The organism is Effusibacillus consociatus, from assembly GCF_042652925.1.
In the GTDB taxonomy this organism is placed as follows: Bacteria; Bacillota; Bacilli; order Tumebacillales; family Effusibacillaceae; genus Effusibacillus; species Effusibacillus consociatus.
The window spans coordinates 1-17,239 of the sequence record NZ_JBHSHC010000051.1 but is presented as its reverse complement, the minus strand read 5'-3'; the positions used below and the strand labels follow the sequence as shown (position 1 = coordinate 17,239).

19 protein-coding genes are annotated in these 17,239 nt (G+C 42.8%); 17 read left to right on the top strand and 2 right to left on the bottom strand.

Going from position 1 to position 17,239, the window contains the following annotated elements:
- Nucleotides 1-73 precede the first annotated feature (73 nt).
- Nucleotides 74-1,018 (bottom strand): tyrosine-type recombinase/integrase, encoded by a 945-nt coding sequence (locus ACFO8Q_RS07480; RefSeq protein WP_380025143.1) that lies wholly within the window; start codon nucleotides 1,016-1,018, stop codon nucleotides 74-76.
- 431 nt (nucleotides 1,019-1,449) lie between these two features.
- Between ACFO8Q_RS07480 and ACFO8Q_RS07475 the strand changes: the two genes are divergently transcribed.
- From ACFO8Q_RS07475 to ACFO8Q_RS07425, 11 genes are all read left to right on the top strand, one after another.
- Nucleotides 1,450-2,088, top strand: coding sequence for an RNA polymerase sigma factor (locus ACFO8Q_RS07475; protein ID WP_380025136.1), 639 nt, complete (start codon nucleotides 1,450-1,452; stop codon nucleotides 2,086-2,088).
- 144 nt (nucleotides 2,089-2,232) lie between these two features.
- The gene (locus ACFO8Q_RS07470; RefSeq protein WP_380025135.1) at nucleotides 2,233-3,036 is read left to right on the top strand and encodes an EAL domain-containing protein; all 804 of its coding nucleotides are present in this window, start codon (nucleotides 2,233-2,235) and stop codon (nucleotides 3,034-3,036) included.
- Between the two features lie 107 nt (nucleotides 3,037-3,143).
- On the top strand, nucleotides 3,144-3,335 hold the full coding sequence (locus tag ACFO8Q_RS07465) for a hypothetical protein (RefSeq protein ID WP_380025134.1): 192 nt from the start codon (nucleotides 3,144-3,146) through the stop codon (nucleotides 3,333-3,335).
- A gap of 24 nt (nucleotides 3,336-3,359) precedes the next feature.
- A complete protein-coding gene (locus ACFO8Q_RS07460) occupies nucleotides 3,360-3,614 on the top strand; it encodes a chemotaxis protein CheC (RefSeq protein ID WP_380025133.1) in 255 nt (84 codons plus the stop codon).
- Nucleotides 3,615-3,861: 247 nt separating this feature from the next.
- Nucleotides 3,862-4,287, top strand: coding sequence for a chemotaxis protein CheW (locus ACFO8Q_RS07455; RefSeq protein ID WP_380025132.1), 426 nt, complete (start codon nucleotides 3,862-3,864; stop codon nucleotides 4,285-4,287).
- Nucleotides 4,288-4,298: 11 nt separating this feature from the next.
- Complete coding sequence (locus ACFO8Q_RS07450) at nucleotides 4,299-6,329, top strand: chemotaxis protein CheW (protein ID WP_380025131.1); 2,031 nt, start codon at nucleotides 4,299-4,301, stop codon at nucleotides 6,327-6,329.
- A 12-nt stretch (nucleotides 6,330-6,341) separates the two neighbouring features.
- Nucleotides 6,342-9,425 (top strand): methyl-accepting chemotaxis protein, encoded by a 3,084-nt coding sequence (locus tag ACFO8Q_RS07445; protein WP_380025130.1) that lies wholly within the window; start codon nucleotides 6,342-6,344, stop codon nucleotides 9,423-9,425.
- Between the two features lie 90 nt (nucleotides 9,426-9,515).
- Nucleotides 9,516-10,346, top strand: coding sequence for a CheR family methyltransferase (locus tag ACFO8Q_RS07440; RefSeq protein ID WP_380025129.1), 831 nt, complete (start codon nucleotides 9,516-9,518; stop codon nucleotides 10,344-10,346).
- Nucleotides 10,318-11,358: a protein-glutamate methylesterase/protein-glutamine glutaminase gene (locus tag ACFO8Q_RS07435; RefSeq protein WP_380025128.1), complete on the top strand. Its 1,041-nt coding sequence runs from the start codon at nucleotides 10,318-10,320 to the stop codon at nucleotides 11,356-11,358. Before ACFO8Q_RS07440 ends, ACFO8Q_RS07435 begins: the two co-directional genes overlap by 29 nt.
- A gap of 68 nt (nucleotides 11,359-11,426) precedes the next feature.
- The gene (locus tag ACFO8Q_RS07430; RefSeq protein WP_380025127.1) at nucleotides 11,427-11,642 is read left to right on the top strand and encodes a hypothetical protein; all 216 of its coding nucleotides are present in this window, start codon (nucleotides 11,427-11,429) and stop codon (nucleotides 11,640-11,642) included.
- 417 nt (nucleotides 11,643-12,059) lie between these two features.
- The gene (locus ACFO8Q_RS07425) at nucleotides 12,060-12,308 is read left to right on the top strand and encodes a hypothetical protein (RefSeq protein ID WP_380025126.1); all 249 of its coding nucleotides are present in this window, start codon (nucleotides 12,060-12,062) and stop codon (nucleotides 12,306-12,308) included.
- 661 nt (nucleotides 12,309-12,969) lie between these two features.
- On the opposite strand, the gene ACFO8Q_RS07420 is transcribed toward ACFO8Q_RS07425, so the two are convergent.
- On the bottom strand, nucleotides 12,970-13,206 hold the full coding sequence (locus ACFO8Q_RS07420) for a hypothetical protein (RefSeq protein WP_380025125.1): 237 nt from the start codon (nucleotides 13,204-13,206) through the stop codon (nucleotides 12,970-12,972).
- A 99-nt stretch (nucleotides 13,207-13,305) separates the two neighbouring features.
- On the opposite strand from ACFO8Q_RS07420, the gene ACFO8Q_RS07415 reads away from it, so the two are divergent.
- The 6 genes from ACFO8Q_RS07415 to ACFO8Q_RS07390 all read left to right on the top strand — a co-directional run bounded on the left by ACFO8Q_RS07415 (nucleotide 13,306) and on the right by ACFO8Q_RS07390 (nucleotide 17,153).
- The gene (locus tag ACFO8Q_RS07415; protein WP_380025124.1) at nucleotides 13,306-13,683 is read left to right on the top strand and encodes a rhodanese-like domain-containing protein; all 378 of its coding nucleotides are present in this window, start codon (nucleotides 13,306-13,308) and stop codon (nucleotides 13,681-13,683) included.
- 128 nt (nucleotides 13,684-13,811) lie between these two features.
- A complete protein-coding gene (locus ACFO8Q_RS07410) occupies nucleotides 13,812-14,108 on the top strand; it encodes a rhodanese-like domain-containing protein (protein WP_380025142.1) in 297 nt (98 codons plus the stop codon).
- A 56-nt stretch (nucleotides 14,109-14,164) separates the two neighbouring features.
- A complete protein-coding gene (locus ACFO8Q_RS07405) occupies nucleotides 14,165-14,560 on the top strand; it encodes a DsrE/DsrF/DrsH-like family protein (protein ID WP_380025122.1) in 396 nt (131 codons plus the stop codon).
- A gap of 75 nt (nucleotides 14,561-14,635) precedes the next feature.
- Nucleotides 14,636-15,418 (top strand): sulfite exporter TauE/SafE family protein, encoded by a 783-nt coding sequence (locus ACFO8Q_RS07400; RefSeq protein WP_380025121.1) that lies wholly within the window; start codon nucleotides 14,636-14,638, stop codon nucleotides 15,416-15,418.
- 13 nt (nucleotides 15,419-15,431) lie between these two features.
- Nucleotides 15,432-16,004, top strand: a complete 573-nt coding sequence (locus tag ACFO8Q_RS07395; RefSeq protein ID WP_380025120.1) for a sulfurtransferase TusA family protein — start codon at nucleotides 15,432-15,434, stop codon at nucleotides 16,002-16,004.
- Nucleotides 16,005-16,022: 18 nt separating this feature from the next.
- Complete coding sequence (locus tag ACFO8Q_RS07390; RefSeq protein WP_380025119.1) at nucleotides 16,023-17,153, top strand: MBL fold metallo-hydrolase; 1,131 nt, start codon at nucleotides 16,023-16,025, stop codon at nucleotides 17,151-17,153.
- Nucleotides 17,154-17,239: the final 86 nt, after the last annotated feature.

Below are 17,239 nucleotides of genomic sequence, written 5' to 3'. Positions count from 1 at the left end.
TTTACATTAGATATTATAACTAGTACGGAAAAACTTTACAACTGATTTTTAATTTTGAAATTATAATCCAGTTTTAAAAAACCTCTTTCAAGCAGTCTTCAATAAAGTCGGGAGCTGCTTTTTTCATTTGTTCCACCGTATGTAGATAACGTTGGGTGGTATTAATCTGTGCATGCCCCAACGTTTCCTGTACTTGTTGTAATGACGCCCCATGGATCAAAGCGAGTGTTGCGCTGGTATGCCGAAGCCAATGAGGAGATACTTTTTTCTTGATGTTGCTTTGTTCACGAGCTTTTTGGATAATCCGTTCAACTTGTCTAACAGTGAGTGGGAATAGCCGGTCATTGAGATCATGACATGTTTCCTGTTGTTTAGAGTGAAACAGGAGTTCATTATACAAGTTCCATAATGCTCGGGGTACTTTCACTTCTCGCTGTTTTCCTCCCTTCCCATTGATCACCGTTAGCCAGATCGAGGTTTCCAGTGGATCACTATGAAAATGATTCCATCGAATGGACACTAACTCTGACACTCGTAATCCTAATAAAACAAGGGTGGCCCCAATTAAATAATCACGGTATCCCTGTTTTTTAAGTTGGTTTAGAAAGAGTATAACTTCTCGTTGCGTCAGGTAATGATTTTTGCTATTGATTTGTATCTTGGGTGTATGTACACAGGTTGTCGGATTCTGGGAAAAAACACCTATATTCGGGGTACTCCCCCATTTGTATAAGGATCGTAAAGGAGCGATTAGGCTGTTGATGGTCGCAGGAGCTAAAGGCTTTTCAATCTTGTTGCAAAATCCTTTTTCTAAGGCGATTTTATACAGTTCAACTTCCTGCCAAGTAACTTCACGCAATGGTTTAAAAGCTATGAATTGTCGAAACAGATAAATGGCACGACTATAGTTTCGACGAGTGTACTGAGAATGATATCGTGTGGCTAAGAATATGCTGATAATTTGTTCATCTGAATACCCAGTCGTGAAATCCCTTTGATTACAGAGTTGAAGCGACATAATATCCTGCTGTTGTCTCATTGTTTTCCTCCTATGATAATGTCGAACAACTCGCATTGTGCGACATCCATTTTACTCATCCTCTTAGACAAGTTAAATATGGATACATAGTAAAAAATCTCGCAGAGCAGTTGTTCCAAAAATTAAGTAAGGGAAATAAAGTTGAATGATCACGCAAATCTCAAACAACTGAATAAACGGATAAAGGTAATACGGGGTCAACTGACTGAACAAAAATGCTTGATTGTATACACCAACTGCGGTCATTTGGCGACAATCCAGAACCGGATCCACGTAGTGTTAGAAGCAGGCAATAACGATAGGAAAAGCAACTTGTTTACTAAGTATCAGCAATTCATTTTCTTCATTTCCTTTGCCGTGGATTAACTATTTCGTAGGCAAAAGGAAGTTTATTTATAAAGGAGTTCAAAATGATTTATGGAGATTTAGAATTACTAGCATTAGAGGCAAAGGAGTGTGATCAGGCTTTTACCCGTTTATTGAATCATTTGGAACCAATGTGCCGACAGGTTGCTAGTCGTTATACCACCTGGATGGGTGGCTTTGATGAGGTTTTGCAATGGACACGAATCGAAGTTTGGAACGCCGTAAAAACTTTTGAAATCGGAAAGACGTCTTTCTATTTCTTTTGCAGAATGACGATGGTAAATCATATTAAAAGTCGTTTGAAACGATTATACGGAAAAGCGAATTCGATTAATCGAACTGCAATCCGTATTGATCATCCGTTAGAGGATGAGACAGGACCATACGGCAACACTTTAATCGTTGAAGATATGCTGGCTGCCCCCGTACTATCGACAGAGAAGATTGTTGAAAAAAAACAGCTAATACAACGATTTTATCGTATCTTGCCTACTGTGGATTTAACACCGCTTGAATACAATTGTATGGTTTTATATTACTTTCAGGAATGCAGTTATAAGGAAATTCAAGAAATATTAAATCTGAAAAGTAAAAAAACAGTAGATAACTCTTTATTACGAGTTAAGCGGAAATTGGCTAGAAATTACAATCTTCGCCTACTTTATGAAGACATTTGTGTTTGATTTTTTGCTCTAGGAAATGATTCGAATGAAATGTTTTATGAAACGGATTGCGATTGAGAATGCACTGCTTAATGTGATGGTAGGATAAACGAAATTACAAATCTGATCAAAGGATAAAAGTATTCAGGAAGGAGGAAAAAGGTGATGAAATCGAATGCAAATGCAACAAAACATACAAAAATAATGAATATTGCTAACGAAGGGGAATGTAACCAACCTGCACGATCTTCCAATAGTGATTCCACCTTTGAGTCTTCCGTTGAGAAGGTCTTGAAACAACGCTCTCTAAGGAGTGTATATCAACCCATTATACATCACAAACAAAATAGTGTTTTCGCTCATGAGGCTCTTAGCCGTCCGCTGCTTAATGGAAAACCCCTAAATCCGGAAGAATGGTTCAGAAAAGCGTGTGCATATGGTCTAACTGTTGAAGCGGACCTGCTTGCAGTGGAGTCTGCTTTGCGAAACTTTACTCCTGTTGATTCATCTTATCTCTTCGTCAATGTGATGCCTACAAGTTTAGGACAAAACGCTTTTTTGTATGCCCTTGAAGATCTTTTACGAGAAATTTCCTTTTCTCCACAAGATCTTGTCTTTGAACTCACAGAATTCTTCGATACTGGTTTTCAACAAATAAAACAAACGATCGCTACTTTGAGATCTTATGGAATTCGGATAGCCATTGATGACGTCGAAATAGAGAACAGTAGTTTACGAGCGATAATAGAGCTGGAACCGGATTTTATTAAGGTTGATCGTTCGCTGATTCAGGGTATTGCAGTTTCCGAGCAGAAGCAACGAATAGTTGCTGCTTTATTGGATTATATCGGTTCAAGAGAAGCATTGATAGCGGAAGGAGTTGAAACCCATGAAGATTTCAAGGCTTTAATAAAGGTCGGTGTTTTATTGAGCCAAGGTTACTATTGGAGCAGCCTATGTCAATTCTGAAGAACTCAAATTGTTGTCGCTCACAAAGAATCAAGAAGTAAGCCCTCGTACCTGCCCTTGAAAATATTAAGAATGATCTACGCCGTTTAACAAAAAGGATGGTGTGAATGTCAACAACAGCAAAAATTACTGATGTACTCAATGGTATATTACAAGTTCTTAACAAAGTCATACCTTTACCCGTAGAAATTCAAAAACCGGTTTTAATATCGGCTCCCATCTTGCAAACAGAGATAGGTGTTTTGATTGGTGTTACAGGTGATCTATTTGGGCGTCTAATTTTCGAGGGTTCCAAATGAACATTTAGTGAGATTGGGACAGTTATGTTTGGAATGACTTTAGAAGGAGATATGCTGGACTCATTTGTGGGTGAGCTCGGGAATATGATCGGCGGAAACATGTCAACCAATCTGTCTCAGAGTGGTGTTTCAATTAATATTACACCGCCGACTGTTATTGTGGGACAAACGAAACTATCTGGCTTTAATCAAGCATTGAGAGTTCTTGCCTCATTAAAGAATGTTGAAGACTTGAACCTCATTTTAGCAATCGAAGAATCAAATCATAAGGGGTGCTGAGTTTTATGGCCGGTATTTTAGTCAAAGATGATGCGGCAGATATGCGAGATGTTAACAGTAAAATCAAACAAAAATTGTAGGGAAGCAAAATCTTCATGTTCTGCAGTCATTAAGGTATGAAACATGGTAACGGATGATCTTCATACTCCAAAACCGAAAACAGGTAGAGAAATCGCTTGTTTAAATATATAACATTTCCAAAAGAAGTAAATAAGGAAAAGTAAGAAATTGAAAGGAGTGAGTCATCGTGGCAACTGCATTAGATGTTCAATACGTTGTAATTGAATTGCGTGAAGAAAAATACGCCCTACGAATCTATGACATCTACGAAGTCATTAAGATGCAGAAGATTACCGAAGTGCCCAACAGCAAAACGTATATTCTGGGTGTTATCAACCTTCGGGGTAAGATTGTTCCCATCATCAGTCTCCGCAAACGATTTGGATTACCGGAAGTACCGGCTACCAAATCGACTCGGATTGTGGTTGTCAATATCCAGGAGGAGATCATCGGGATTGTCGTAGACGGGGTGAATAAAGTCGCTACCTTTACAGATATCCAGCCGCCTACTGAAATTGTTTCAGGGGTTGACGGAACCTATTTTGAAGGGATTGGACAATCCGAAGAGGGTTTGGTCAGCATTCTCAAAATTGACCGAGTTCTTTATGAATAAGGGAGGTTACCATGGAACTGTTTGATCGATCCGAACTTATGGGAGCCTTTCTTGATGAAGTGGAAGAGCAATTGCAACTACTCGAACAAGATGTATTGCGGCTTGAGCAACAAGGGGAGTCGCCGGAAATTCTTCATAGCATCTTCCGTGTGGCCCATACGCTGAAAGGATCCTCTGCAGCTATGGGATTTGAGGAAATGAAGAATGTAACCCATGAGATGGAAAATGTATTGGATACTATCCGAAACCATCTCTTACCGGTTACAAAACCCGTTGTCAATCTCTTATTTCAGTGTTTGGATCAACTCCGACAATTGCGTGACGAGTTTATCGCCGGGAGTATTCAAACCAACAGCGAGCCACTGATCCAAGAACTTCGTAAATTATTTGAAACCAAAGTACATACGCTAGAAGAAACATCAAAGACTATGGAATTTGCCTTACAACCAGAACAGCAAGGGCAAATTGCCGAAGCCATGAAACAAGGACTAGAAATTTGGATTTGCGAAGTTGAAGTCGATCCGGATTGTGAAATGAAGTTGGCCCGTGCGTTTGTGATTCTGAACCAGATCAAGCAATTTGGAGATGTGGTCGATACTCTGCCGAAGTTAGATCTTGAATCGCAAGATTCATTGTTTGGTCATGTTTCATACTTGCTGATTACAGATGCGGATGCAAAATCTGTGGAATCAGAAACTCAACAAATTGTTGATGTCAAGCGAGTGAAGATTCGTCCATATTCTGTGAACTATCAAGGTTTCGAAGAATTAAATATGGAGCGACTGAATCGGGACGACCCACAAACGAAGGCGATTAAGGAAACAAGGCGGATCTCTCAGACCATTCGAGTGAACGTGGAACGGCTTGAAAGGCTCATGAACCTGGTGGGCGAACTGGTCATTGACCAAACCCGAATTGCTCAGGTCAGAAACATTTTACAGAACCGCTATACATCGGATGAAACCATCGATGAACTGGAACAAATCTCGAACCATATCTCCCGAGTGGTAGGGGAACTGCAAGAAAGCATGATGAAAACACGAATGTTGCCGATTGAGCAACTATTCAACAAATTCCCTCGAATGGTTCGGGATCTCTCCGATACGTTGGGGAAAGAAGTCAATCTGGTGATTGAGGGACAGGAAACGGAATTAGACCGGACGGTGATTGAAGAGATTGGCGACCCGCTCATTCACCTCATCCGAAATGCGCTGGATCATGGGATTGAAAAAGCGGAGGTTCGGAAACAGGCTAAAAAACCAGTAAAGGGAACCCTGCGGATTACGGCATCTCATCAGGAAAGTCAAGTCGTTTTGACGGTTGAAGATGACGGAGCCGGCATTGATCCAGAGAAGGTGAAACAATCGGCGATCCGGAAAGAACTGATTACCGGTCAAGAAGCGGAAGGAATGACAAAGCAAGAGCTAATTGAGCTGATCTTCTATCCCGGATTCTCGACAGCGAAAACGGTGAGCGACATCTCCGGCCGGGGTGTTGGAATGGACATTGTTAGGTCCCACATTGAGAAACTAAACGGTTTGATTAATGTGGAAACCCGACTGGGTGAAGGGACAAAATACACCATTAAATTGCCGTTGACACTGGCCATTCTAACGGGGCTTTTGATTAAGTTAAACGGACGGACATATGCATTGCCCATGAGCAGCGTAGTGGAAATCGTCCGTATCCCCGTCAGTGAAATTAATTCGGTCAAAGGGCAAGCAGTATCCGTCATTCGAGACAAAGCCCTTCCATTAATTTGGCTCCATGACCACTTCGGAATCGAACGACAGAAACGAAAACACAAAAATGTGTTCATTGTTGTGCTCGGAGTGGCCGAGAAACGTCTGGGACTCGTGGTTGATGAGCTGATTGGCAACCAGGAAATCGTAGTGAAATCGATTGGCTCCTACATCGGAAAAATTGACGGAATCTCTGGAGCCACAATTCTTGGCGATGGAAGTGTGTCGCTGATCTTAGATGTAATCGGGATCTCAAAGATGGTAGAGAACCGCAGACCAATTTTACAAGAAGTGATTTAAGGGGGATTTAAGATGAACATTAAACAGATGAACATTAAACAAATGGCACTCAAATTCATCGATTCCAATGGAACCGTTTCAAAAGCAATTACCATCTCGGAAACCATGGAACAAAAATTGAAAGACCTCTCCTACATAACCGAACAAATTTCAAAAGGAACCGACGAACAATCAGCGGCAGTTGAATCAACGGCTGCGATGATAGAAGGATTGACGAAATCCATTCAAGGAGTGGCGCAAAATGCTGAATCTGTCACGGTAATGACCGAAGAGGTCCTGGCGACTCTGGAGGAAACAGCCGCTTCGATCCAACAAGTTGCCGGAAATGCGGCAAGTACCGCAAGCTCGATTGAACAAGTTTCAACATCTATTGAACAAATGGGACAACAGATGAACGGAGTAGCGGGTAATGCAGAAAGCTTGACAGCATCCGCACGAGAGTCTGCGGCAGCCATTGAAGAAATGCAAGCCTCTGTTCAACAAGTAGCTGGAAATGCAGAGAGCACAACAAGCACGGTGGAGCAAATTTCTGTCTCGATTGAGCAAATGGGCAAATCGGTCAAAGGGGTAGCCAATAATGCAGAAGCCCTGACCGCCTCTGCACAAGAGACAGCCGCAGCCATCCAAGAAATGGCGGCTTCCATCCAACAGGTTGCGGGCAATGCAGAAAGCACCGCCAGCTCAGTAGAGCAGACCTCGGCGGCGATCGAACAGATGGGCAATCAGGTCAAAGGGGTTGCGGCCAATGCCGAAAGCCTCACCGCATCTGCAGTGGAAACCTCTTCCGCCATTCAGGAAATGGCAGCATCCATTCAGCAAGTAGCCGGAAACGCCGAAAGTACGGCAAGTTCAGTCGAACAAATTACGACTGCAATCGAACAAATGGGTAATCAAGTCAAAGGTGTAGCGGCAAATGCGGAGAGCTTGACTGTCTCGGCAGAAGAAACCTCTTCCGCCATTCAGGAAATGGCAGCATCCATTCAGCAAGTAGCCGGAAACGCCGAAAGTACGGCAAGTTCAGTCGAACAAATTTCGGCTGCAATTGAACAAATGGGAAATCAAGTCAAAGGTGTAGCGGCCAATGCCGAAAGTTTCACTGCAATGACAGAGGAAGCATCTGCCTCCATTCAGGAAATGGCAGCATCCATTGAGCAAGTAGCCGGAAATGCTGAAAATACGGCAAGTTCAGTCGAACAAATTTCGGCTGCTATCGAGCAAATGGGAAAATCCATCCAAGGCGTAGCAGATAATGCCGATTCCCTGCAAAAATCCACCAACGAAACTTCAGCAGCGATTCAACAAATGGCGGCATCGATTGAGCAAGTCGCACAAAATGCCCAAAACGTTAATCAATTAAGCGAAAAGGTTCAATTTGATGCAAGAGATGGGCAGAAAGCAGTCAATCAATCGTTGATTGGAATGAAAGAGATTGCCGAAGTCGTCAAACGGGCTTCTGATGTGATAAGCAACTTGGGCAAGAGTTCTGAACAAATCGGCAGCATTATTGAAGTGATTGACGACATCGCCGAACAAACCAACCTCCTGGCGTTGAATGCGGCAATTGAGGCGGCACGAGCTGGGGAACATGGAAAAGGTTTTGCAGTCGTTGCAGATGAAGTTCGAAAATTGGCAGAGCGCACCGCAACTGCAACAAAAGAGATTGCAGGGCTGATTAAAGGGATTCAAGGTGAAACGGTGGATGCGATTAAGGCAATTGAAGTGGGAACCCAAAAAGTAGAAGAGGGAAGCATGCTGGCTGATGAAGCGGGTGAAGCGATTGCCAAAATTGTAACCGGTATTGAAAATATATCGGAAGAAGTTCGTCAGATTACAACAGCTACAGTCGAGCAAGCAAAGGGCAGTGAGCAAATTGTCAAAGCTGTGGAAAACGTTACAAACCAGGCAATACAGGTCATGCAGGCAACCAAAGAACAAGCGGCCGGCGTAGAGGAAATCATAAAAGGGGTAGTAAACGCTCGGGATCAGGTTCGCCAAATTACCGTGGCTACGAGAGAACAAGCTAAGGGAAGCGAACAAATTATCAAAGCGGTTGAAAATATCACAAATCAAGCGGCTCAAGTCACAGAAGCAACGAAACAGCAAGCTCTTGTTGTGGAGGAAATTATCAAAGGTGTTGCCAATGCCCGTGAACAGGTTCGTCAAATTGCGGCTGCAACCGTGGATCAATCGAAACAGGCTCGTGACATTGTAAAAGCCGTGGAGAACGTCACAAACCAAGCGGCACAAATTACAGAGGCAACCAAAGATCAAGCCGTTGGAGTTGAGGAAATTATTAAAGGGGTTACAAATGCAAGGGAACAAGTGCGTCAGATCACTGTGGCAACGGCCGAACAGGCGAAAGGAAGTCAGGAAATCATCAAGTCCGTGGAAAATGTGACCAACCAAGCGGCACAAGTTACCCAGGCTACCAAAGAGCAAGCGGCTGGTATGGAAGAAATCATGAAGGGTGTGGCAAATGCACGTGAACAAGTCCGTCAGATTTCGGATGCTACTGTTGAGCAATCCAAGCAAGCACGTGACATTGTAAAAGCAGTAGAAAACGTAACGAATCAGGCCGAAGAAGTGACCCAGGCCACTAAGGAACAGGCGCAAGGTGTAGAGGAAATTATCAAGGGTGTTGTTAATGCCCGGGAACAGATTCGTCAAATTACAGCGGCTACGGTGGAACAAGCAAAACATGGAAAAGATATTATGAACTCCATTGCGAATGTGACTGATCAAGCTGCCCAAGTGACCGAGGCAACTAAACAACAAGCGCAGGGTGTTAAGGAGATCATCAAAGGCGTGGTAAATGCGAGAGAGCAAGTTCGTCAGATTACGGTGGCAACCCAAGAACAAGCGAAACAGGCCGAACAGGTTGTGAAGATAGTAAAAGATGTGGCGGAACAGGCTTCAGAAGTTACCTCCGGTGCAAAAGTGCAAGCAACTGAAGTTGAAAATGTGGCTCTTGCCATTAAACAAACTAAAGATGGGGTTCTGCAAAACATTCGTGATGTAGATCGTACGGTGGCAGTGACCCGTGAACTGTCTGAGAAAACGGGTGTAATACGCCAATCCTTAGAAGTGTTGCGCTAAGATTTCGGTGTATGTCTTCTGCGACCACTGGAAAAGTAATTCCTACTTTTTCAGTGGTCAATCCATAAAGATGGTGTAAGGTGATTTTTTATGGAGAACATGGTGTTACGACAATTGGGTCAACTGATTTATGACCATTGTGGGCTGAACTACTTACAAAATCTCCCTTCATTGGAGAGTAAAATCTCAAAACGAACGAATGAATTGGGGATGTCGATATGGGAATACACCCGGCACTTGGAGCAGAATTCACAAGAATGGGATGTTGTGGTAGAACTGCTTACGATTAATGAAACCTATTTTTGTCGGGAAGAAAACCAGTTAGAAGTGTTTCAATCCATCATTCTCCCTCAATTGACAGGGAAAAATTTGATTCGAATTTGGAGTGCCGCCTGTTCAACCGGAGAGGAGCCTTATACGCTGGCGATGATGGTTGCAGAAACCGGATTCATTCCGCTTGATGCGGTCGAGATCCTGGCAACGGATATCAACAAGAAAGTATTGCAGACCGCAAAACAAGGCTGGTATTCGAAACGCTCATTGTCCTTCCGACGAATGCCTGAGCATCTCTTGGAAAAATATTTTGTGGAACGGGATGAGGGGTATCAAGTGGTTGACTCGATCCGCAACAGGGTTCGATTCCGTTACTTAAATCTTCTTGACCAGGACGAAATGGAGAGGTTTGGGGAATTTGACGTGATTTTTTGCCGCAATGTTCTGATCTACTTTGACAGGACCGCCATTCAGAAGGTTGTTTCAAGTTTTTATGACCGGCTGGCTCCTGAAGGTTCGTTATTCTTGGGGCATGCAGAAAGTATAACGGGAATGAACACGGGGTTTGAGACAATCCACACGGAGAAGAGTTTTTATTACCGGAAGGGAGATTCGTCCTATGAAGCAGTACGGAGTCTTGGTAGTTGATGATTCCGCATTTATGCGGAGAACGATTATCAAAATTCTCGAAGGTGACTTGCAATTTTTCACCGTGGGTGTGGCAAGGGATGGCCAAGAAGCGGTCGAGAAAGCCCAACGTCTCCAACCGGATGTTGTGACGATGGATGTGGAAATGCCGAAATTGAACGGGTTGCAGGCATTGGAGCAAATTCAGAAAGTATCGCCGGTTCCCGTTGTAATGCTGAGTTCTTTTACTGACAAAGGAACGCAGGCTACATTGGATGCCTTGGAGCTTGGGGCCGTAGATTTCTTTCTGAAGTCCGCCTTGATCAAAGACCCTTTGGATCCGGAAATAGTGAAGGATTTTTTGATACGTGTAAAGGCTGCTGCTGGTGCGAAAATCCCGAAAGCAAACCACACAATTGGTCGTACAGAGTATCTACACGTGCAAAAACAAAAAGAATCTCAAGTGGACCTGGTGATCATAGGAAGTTCGACTGGTGGACCTTCCGCTTTGCAAGCGGTTCTCCCCCGATTTTCACCTGACTTTCCGGTACCAATCCTCGTTCTTCAGCATATGCCGCCGGGCTTTACCAAACCTTTGGCTGACCGGTTCAACAACATCTGCAATTTGAAGGTAAAAGAGGCCGAGGACGGAGACGTACTGGAACCAGGAACCATCTACATTGCGCCTTCTGGATTCCAAACTTTGATTGAGGAACAAAGGAACGGAAGCAAGCGCCTCAAAATCCAAACGGAATCTCCAATCCCAACCTTATACAACCCCTCTGTGGATGTCACACTCCTTTCGGCTGCGCCCATTTTTGGCGATCGGTTGCTGTCAGTGATTCTGACCGGCATGGGAGTAGATGGGCTCGAAGGATGCAAAAAGGTCAAGGAGTATCAGGGGCGGGTCATTGTAGAGGCCGAGGAATCTTGCATTGTGTATGGGATGCCAAAAGCTGTGTTTGAGGCGGGGTATGCGGATCGACAAAGTGTGCTGTCTTCGATGTATCCGCTCATTATGTCTCACATCTGAGATGAGCTTGTGGGAAAAAGAGAGACATAAATGAAATTTGGTATAAGAAACCAGCGGAGGGACAAGCGTTGATACAAGTAAAAGTCATTGAGGAGACTTCCGTAGACAGGAAGAAGATCGAATGGAGGCAGGAAAGTATCAAACAAATGGCCTCTTTGGACGAGATCTGGAAGGAGTATCATTCCGAAATATTTATACCGACAAAAAACGGCTTCGAGTCTTTATGGGGTTATAACGGTAAATTGTTTCAGCGAATAAAGCTGATTGTACATCCAGATATGTAATCAAGGAAGGGGGAAAGCCCATTATTATTTTAAGCAGCCGGGTCCTTCATGGACAGATTTTAAAATTGACAAACAATGCTTGAAAGATGGCGGGTTACAGATCGATGGGGACTTTAACAAACAGTTCGACGAACTGCGTTTGCATATCCTTGAATCTTTCAATATTCGTTGGTAAATTTCCAGTTGAAGTCCATCAGTTGATAACAACTTTATCAAATTGATGGAGGGAAACAGAAAAACCCTCATGGTACAAAACCTTGAGGTTTCAATACTCGGCTATTGCCGAGAGCCTATAACAATTTTTGGGGGTAGCAGAATATAACTGTTACGGAAAAATGGTCTGGGGGCATGTTTATTTTAGAAGTTGCTGGATCAAAATAAACATTTTCGCTTATAAGAGAGATTGGTGGTTATAGTATGACCCGAGATGAGAGAGGCTTTGGCGAAGTATCAAGTATTCTATCGAAGTACATGAATCATCCCGAAAAGTTACAGGAATTTTTCGATGTTTTATATCATGCTGACACCGTTGTTCAGGAACTTGGATCCTTACTAGACGAAATGGGTGCTAAGCTTGAGACAATCTTAGAGCGTCATGTGATTTTAATTGGAACCAACAAATTACTGCAGAACATATTAGATGACCTGAAGAAACTAGAAAACTGATATCACAAGGAATAGATATTATTCGGCAAAAAGAATTTCATTAGTGCAATATACTGCTATTTTCGGCAGTGTTTACGGAATCTTGTTCTTAAAAAGGAGATCTAATGAGGGGCTTTCGACTCACCAGATCGTTATTCGGAAGGAAATTTTGCAACGTTTTTACAACATCTTACACAGTGAATCTGACATTACTCGAATATAATTGCATGGTTTTGTTCTACTTGTCAGGGGTATAATTACAAGGAAGGAAATTCAAAGGAGGTTAAATCTTCGAAGTCAAAAAGCGGTGGATAACTCTTTAATACGCTTTGGGTCATTTTAGTTTTACTTTTCAACACGTAAAGGTTAGGTTATATTATTGAAAGGGCCAAAGCTATGTTACCGAATCCGACTTTTTTGGACCGGTTTTAGAGTGGTGAAAAAATTGGAAATTTGGTAAAAACACGGAAATTGATTAAAAACCCTTAAAAAATCGAAAACTTATTTTATGCTCCTCTTTTTAGAGGAGCATTTTGATTTTGATACGATAATCAGAGGTTTGAAATCTCGGTTGGTAACCAATGATTATTATGACTATATAGATATGTCGTCGTTAGTTTTATACATTGTACCCAAGTAACAGAAAGAAAAGACGGAGTGAATATCGACCCTCTACTACGTTTTATTTAGTATGATATTCAATTTGCACATCAAGAAGAGGATGGGTTTCTACTTTGTAATGGCCGTCCGGACAAGCTTTTGTTGCAGGAGTGGTACTACCCTGACCGATCAATTGCTGCTTGCAGTGAGGGCATTCTTCTTTAAACCATGAGAGGAGTTTATTAATCATCAACACAATCTCCATAAAACCAATCAAATTACTTGGATATATAATAGCACATTTATAAAAATTTTTCATCGGAAAAACCTCGGACTATTGACGTGAAATTTTTTCTATGTATAATAATACCCATGAGGGTATATACCCCATACCGTATATTGAAAAGAGGTGATGTTTTTGGAGTGGTTGCAATACCTACTGTTTGGAGTTGTACTTTTTCTTGTAATCCAGAGGTTACTTCCCACCAAAGGTCTTACGGATTTATCGGCAGAGGAAGTATTCCAGAAACTTAAGAATCCTAAAGACCATGTATTTCTTGATGTACGGGAAGCGCATGAATACCGGGAGGGGCATATTAAAGGATTTAAAAACATTCCTTTGAGTCAACTGGCCTCTCGACAGCATGAGATTGATCGTAATAAGTCAATAATCCTGACTTGCAGAAGTGGAATGCGAAGTCGCCAAGCTGCGAAGATTCTACGAAGAAATGGATTCAGTCGAATTAGTCATCTGAAAAATGGGGTTCTCGGCTGGCATACCGGTTTGAATAAGTGAGCAAATTACAGAAAGAAGACAAGGTATTTTGACCTGACTTCTTTTTAAAACAAATTAAATATACCCCATAGGGTATTGTCTTATAAAACAGGGAGGTGAACTTGGTGATTCGAACAGTACCAAAAGTAATGAACATTCTGCCGTTGGATGTTAAAGAAAGACTGGAAAAGGGTGAAAAGTTGAATATTATTGACGTTCGGGAAGATCAAGAGGTGGCAACCGGTAAAATACCCGGCTCAAAACATATTCGCCTTTCTGAAATCCCGGATCGCTTGCACGAAATTGATCCGAATGTGGAGACGATCATGGTCTGCCGCAGTGGAAATCGAAGCGGTAAGGCTTGTGAATACCTAATGAGCCGCGGTTATCGCAATGTAAAGAATATGATGGGGGGTATGATGAACTGGGAAGGTGACATCGAATAACCGATTTCTATTCAAATCAAAACAGATATAAAAAAATTTAAAGGAGAGATTCAATTATGGCGCGACGTGTAGCAATTATTGCATCTAACGGAGGACTTGATTCTGCTTATAAAGTGCTGAATATCGCAACCGCTGCCGCAGCAACTGATGCGGAAGTAGCAATTTTCTTCACCTTTGAAGCACTTTCAATCATTCATAAGGACGCTGCAAATTTGTTGACTATGGCTGTGGGTAAAGAACATTATCTGGAAGGCTTCAAACGGGCGAACGTACCGTCAATTCCGGAACTGATTGAAGTAGCGAAGGAAAGTGGCGTGAAAATGATTGCTTGTCAGATGACTATGGATGTCACGGGAATGAAGAAAGAGGATTTTGTTGATGGCGTAGAAGTTGGAGGAGCTGTTACTTTCCTTGACTTTGCTTATGACGCTGATGTAACGGTGACTTTCTAATTATGGCCTGGAGCCGGTATTTCTGAAGAAACACGTCGGCTCCGAATCTACACTCAAAAGAAGGGAGGAGAACAAATGACTATTGGGTTGATCATTACTTTATTTTTGATTGGGTTTGTGGGCTCGTTTATTTCGGGTCTTGTGGGGATCGGGGGATCCATTATTAAATATCCAATGTTGCTGTACATTCCGCCAGCTTTAGGAGTTGCGGCCTACACGGCACATGAAGTCTCTGGTATTAGTGCAGTACAAGTGTTTTTTGCAACAATATCGGGTGTGTTGGCACTCCGCAAGGAGAAGGTGATCAACTATAAGCTGGTTGCCTATATGGGTGTCGCGATTATCATAGGCAGCTTTATTGGAGGATATGGCGGTAAGTTTTTGTCAGGAGCGGCAATCAATTTAGTCTATGCGGTTCTTGCATCAATTGCAGCAGTAATGATGTTCGTTCCTAAAAAAGGAATTGACGAAATTCCTCTTGAAAAAGTGGAATTCAATCGGACAATCGCCATCATTTCTGCGTTAGCAGTTGGAGTTGCATCCGGGATTGTTGGAGCGGCAGGGGCATTTATCTTGGTTCCGATCATGCTCCTGGTGCTTAAAATACCGACACGAATGACAATAGCTTCTTCGCTCGCTATTACATTTATTTCGTCGATCGGCTCCACTGCTGGAAAAGTACTGGCTGGGGATGTATTGTTCTGGCCGTCTGTCATTATGGTAGTCGCAAGTGTTTTGGCAGCGCCGGTCGGCGCAAAATTAAGTACCAAGGTAAATACCAAACTGTTGCAGGGGATTCTTGCAGTATTGATCGTTGGGACAGCGATAAAAATCTGGACTGATATTTTGTTTAAATAAGGAGGTACTTCACGTGAGCACTTTGACAGTAGACAAGTCGATCGATTGCAAAGGACTTTCATGTCCAATGCCGATCGTACGAACTAAAAAAGCGGTTGAAGAAATCAATCCCGGTCAAGTTTTGGAAGTAATTGCAACAGATCCGGGTTCGGTTGCCGATGTGAAAAGCTGGGCGGAACGAACGGGTCACCAATTTATCGGAACGGTGAATGAGGAAGGTGTTTTTAAGCACTACATTCGCAAATCAGATCCGAATGAAGTGAAACCCGAGAATAAGCATCCACATGTAATATCGAATGAGGATTTGCAGCAGAAACTCGGACAAAGCCCGATAATACTGGACGTTCGTGAACCAGCCGAATACGCATTTGGCCGTATTCCCGGTGCCAAGTTGATTCCTTTTGGAAAACTGGAAGAAACCATTGAAGATTTAAGACAGCATTCAGACCAGGAAATCTATGTGGTTTGCCGGACTGGAAGCCGCAGTGATATAGCTTGCCAAATTCTTGCTGAAAAAGGTTTTGCCAATGTGAAAAATGTGGTACCTGGGATGTCTGAATGGACAGGGCCAATTGAAAAACAATAACTGAGAGGTGATCTAAAGATGGCTGTTACAGATATAAGTGCAAAAGAACTGCATCACAGAATTAATAGTGGAAAATCAGTCTTTATCCTGGATGTACGGAATCCGGATGAATACAATGACTGGAAAATCGAAGGCAAAAACCTTCAATCTGTAAACGTACCGTACTTTGATTTTCTCGATGATGATGAAAAGAACTTCAAGGATCTTCCAAGGGATATGGAGATTGTAGTAGTTTGCGCAAAAGGCGGATCAGCATTAATGGTGGCAGAGATTCTTGATGAAAAAGGGTACAAAGTCAGCTACCTTGGTGAAGGGATGCTCGAGTGGAGCCGGTTTTATCATCCGGTTACCATCGCGACTGATGAGAACATGAGGTTGATTCAGGTGAACCGTTTGGCAAAAGGCTGCCTGTCTTATATGGTAATCTCACAAGGTCAAGCGATGGTGGTAGATCCCAATCGCCACATTGATGAATACACCAACCTCGCCACTAAGGAAAACGCTAAAATTTTGCACATTATGGATACGCATCTGCATGCGGATCATATTTCAGGCGGCCGGGAACTGGCAGATAAAACTGGCGCAACTTATTACATTTCTTCGAGTGAAATGCAAGGCACAGATGTACCCTATGAACCGCTTGAAAGCCATAACGAAATTAACTTTGGGAGCGTTAATGTGAAGATCTTGGCAATACCAACCCCAGGACATACACCTGGGAGTGTATCCTTCCTGGTTAATGACAAGTTCCTTCTTTCGGGAGACACCATTTTCGTAGGTGGGCTTGGAAGACCTGACCTTGGAGGAAAAGCAAGGGAGTGGGCGCAATCACTGTACGACACTGTTTTCAAAAAAATTGCTGCCTTGTCAGATGACATTGTTGTGTTGCCTACTCACTACGCGGATATTAAAGAAATTAACGAAAATGGCTATGTAGGAGCAACATTGGGAGAAATCCGCAAAAGCAATGAAATCATGCGTACAGAAGATATTGAACAGTTTACAGAAAAAGTGGCCGGCACTGTAGGGGCGACCCCGCCGAATTATGAGGAAATTGTCGATATTAACAGGGGAGTCATTGAAGTAAGCTCTGACAAAGCAACAGAGTTGGAAGTTGGACCAAATCGCTGCGCGATTCACCATGGTTAAACGAGATCACATTATTAAGAGCAGCGGTACGATGTCAAGACCCTAACTTAACATAATATTTGCCGTACCCATGCTTTTTGGGGAGG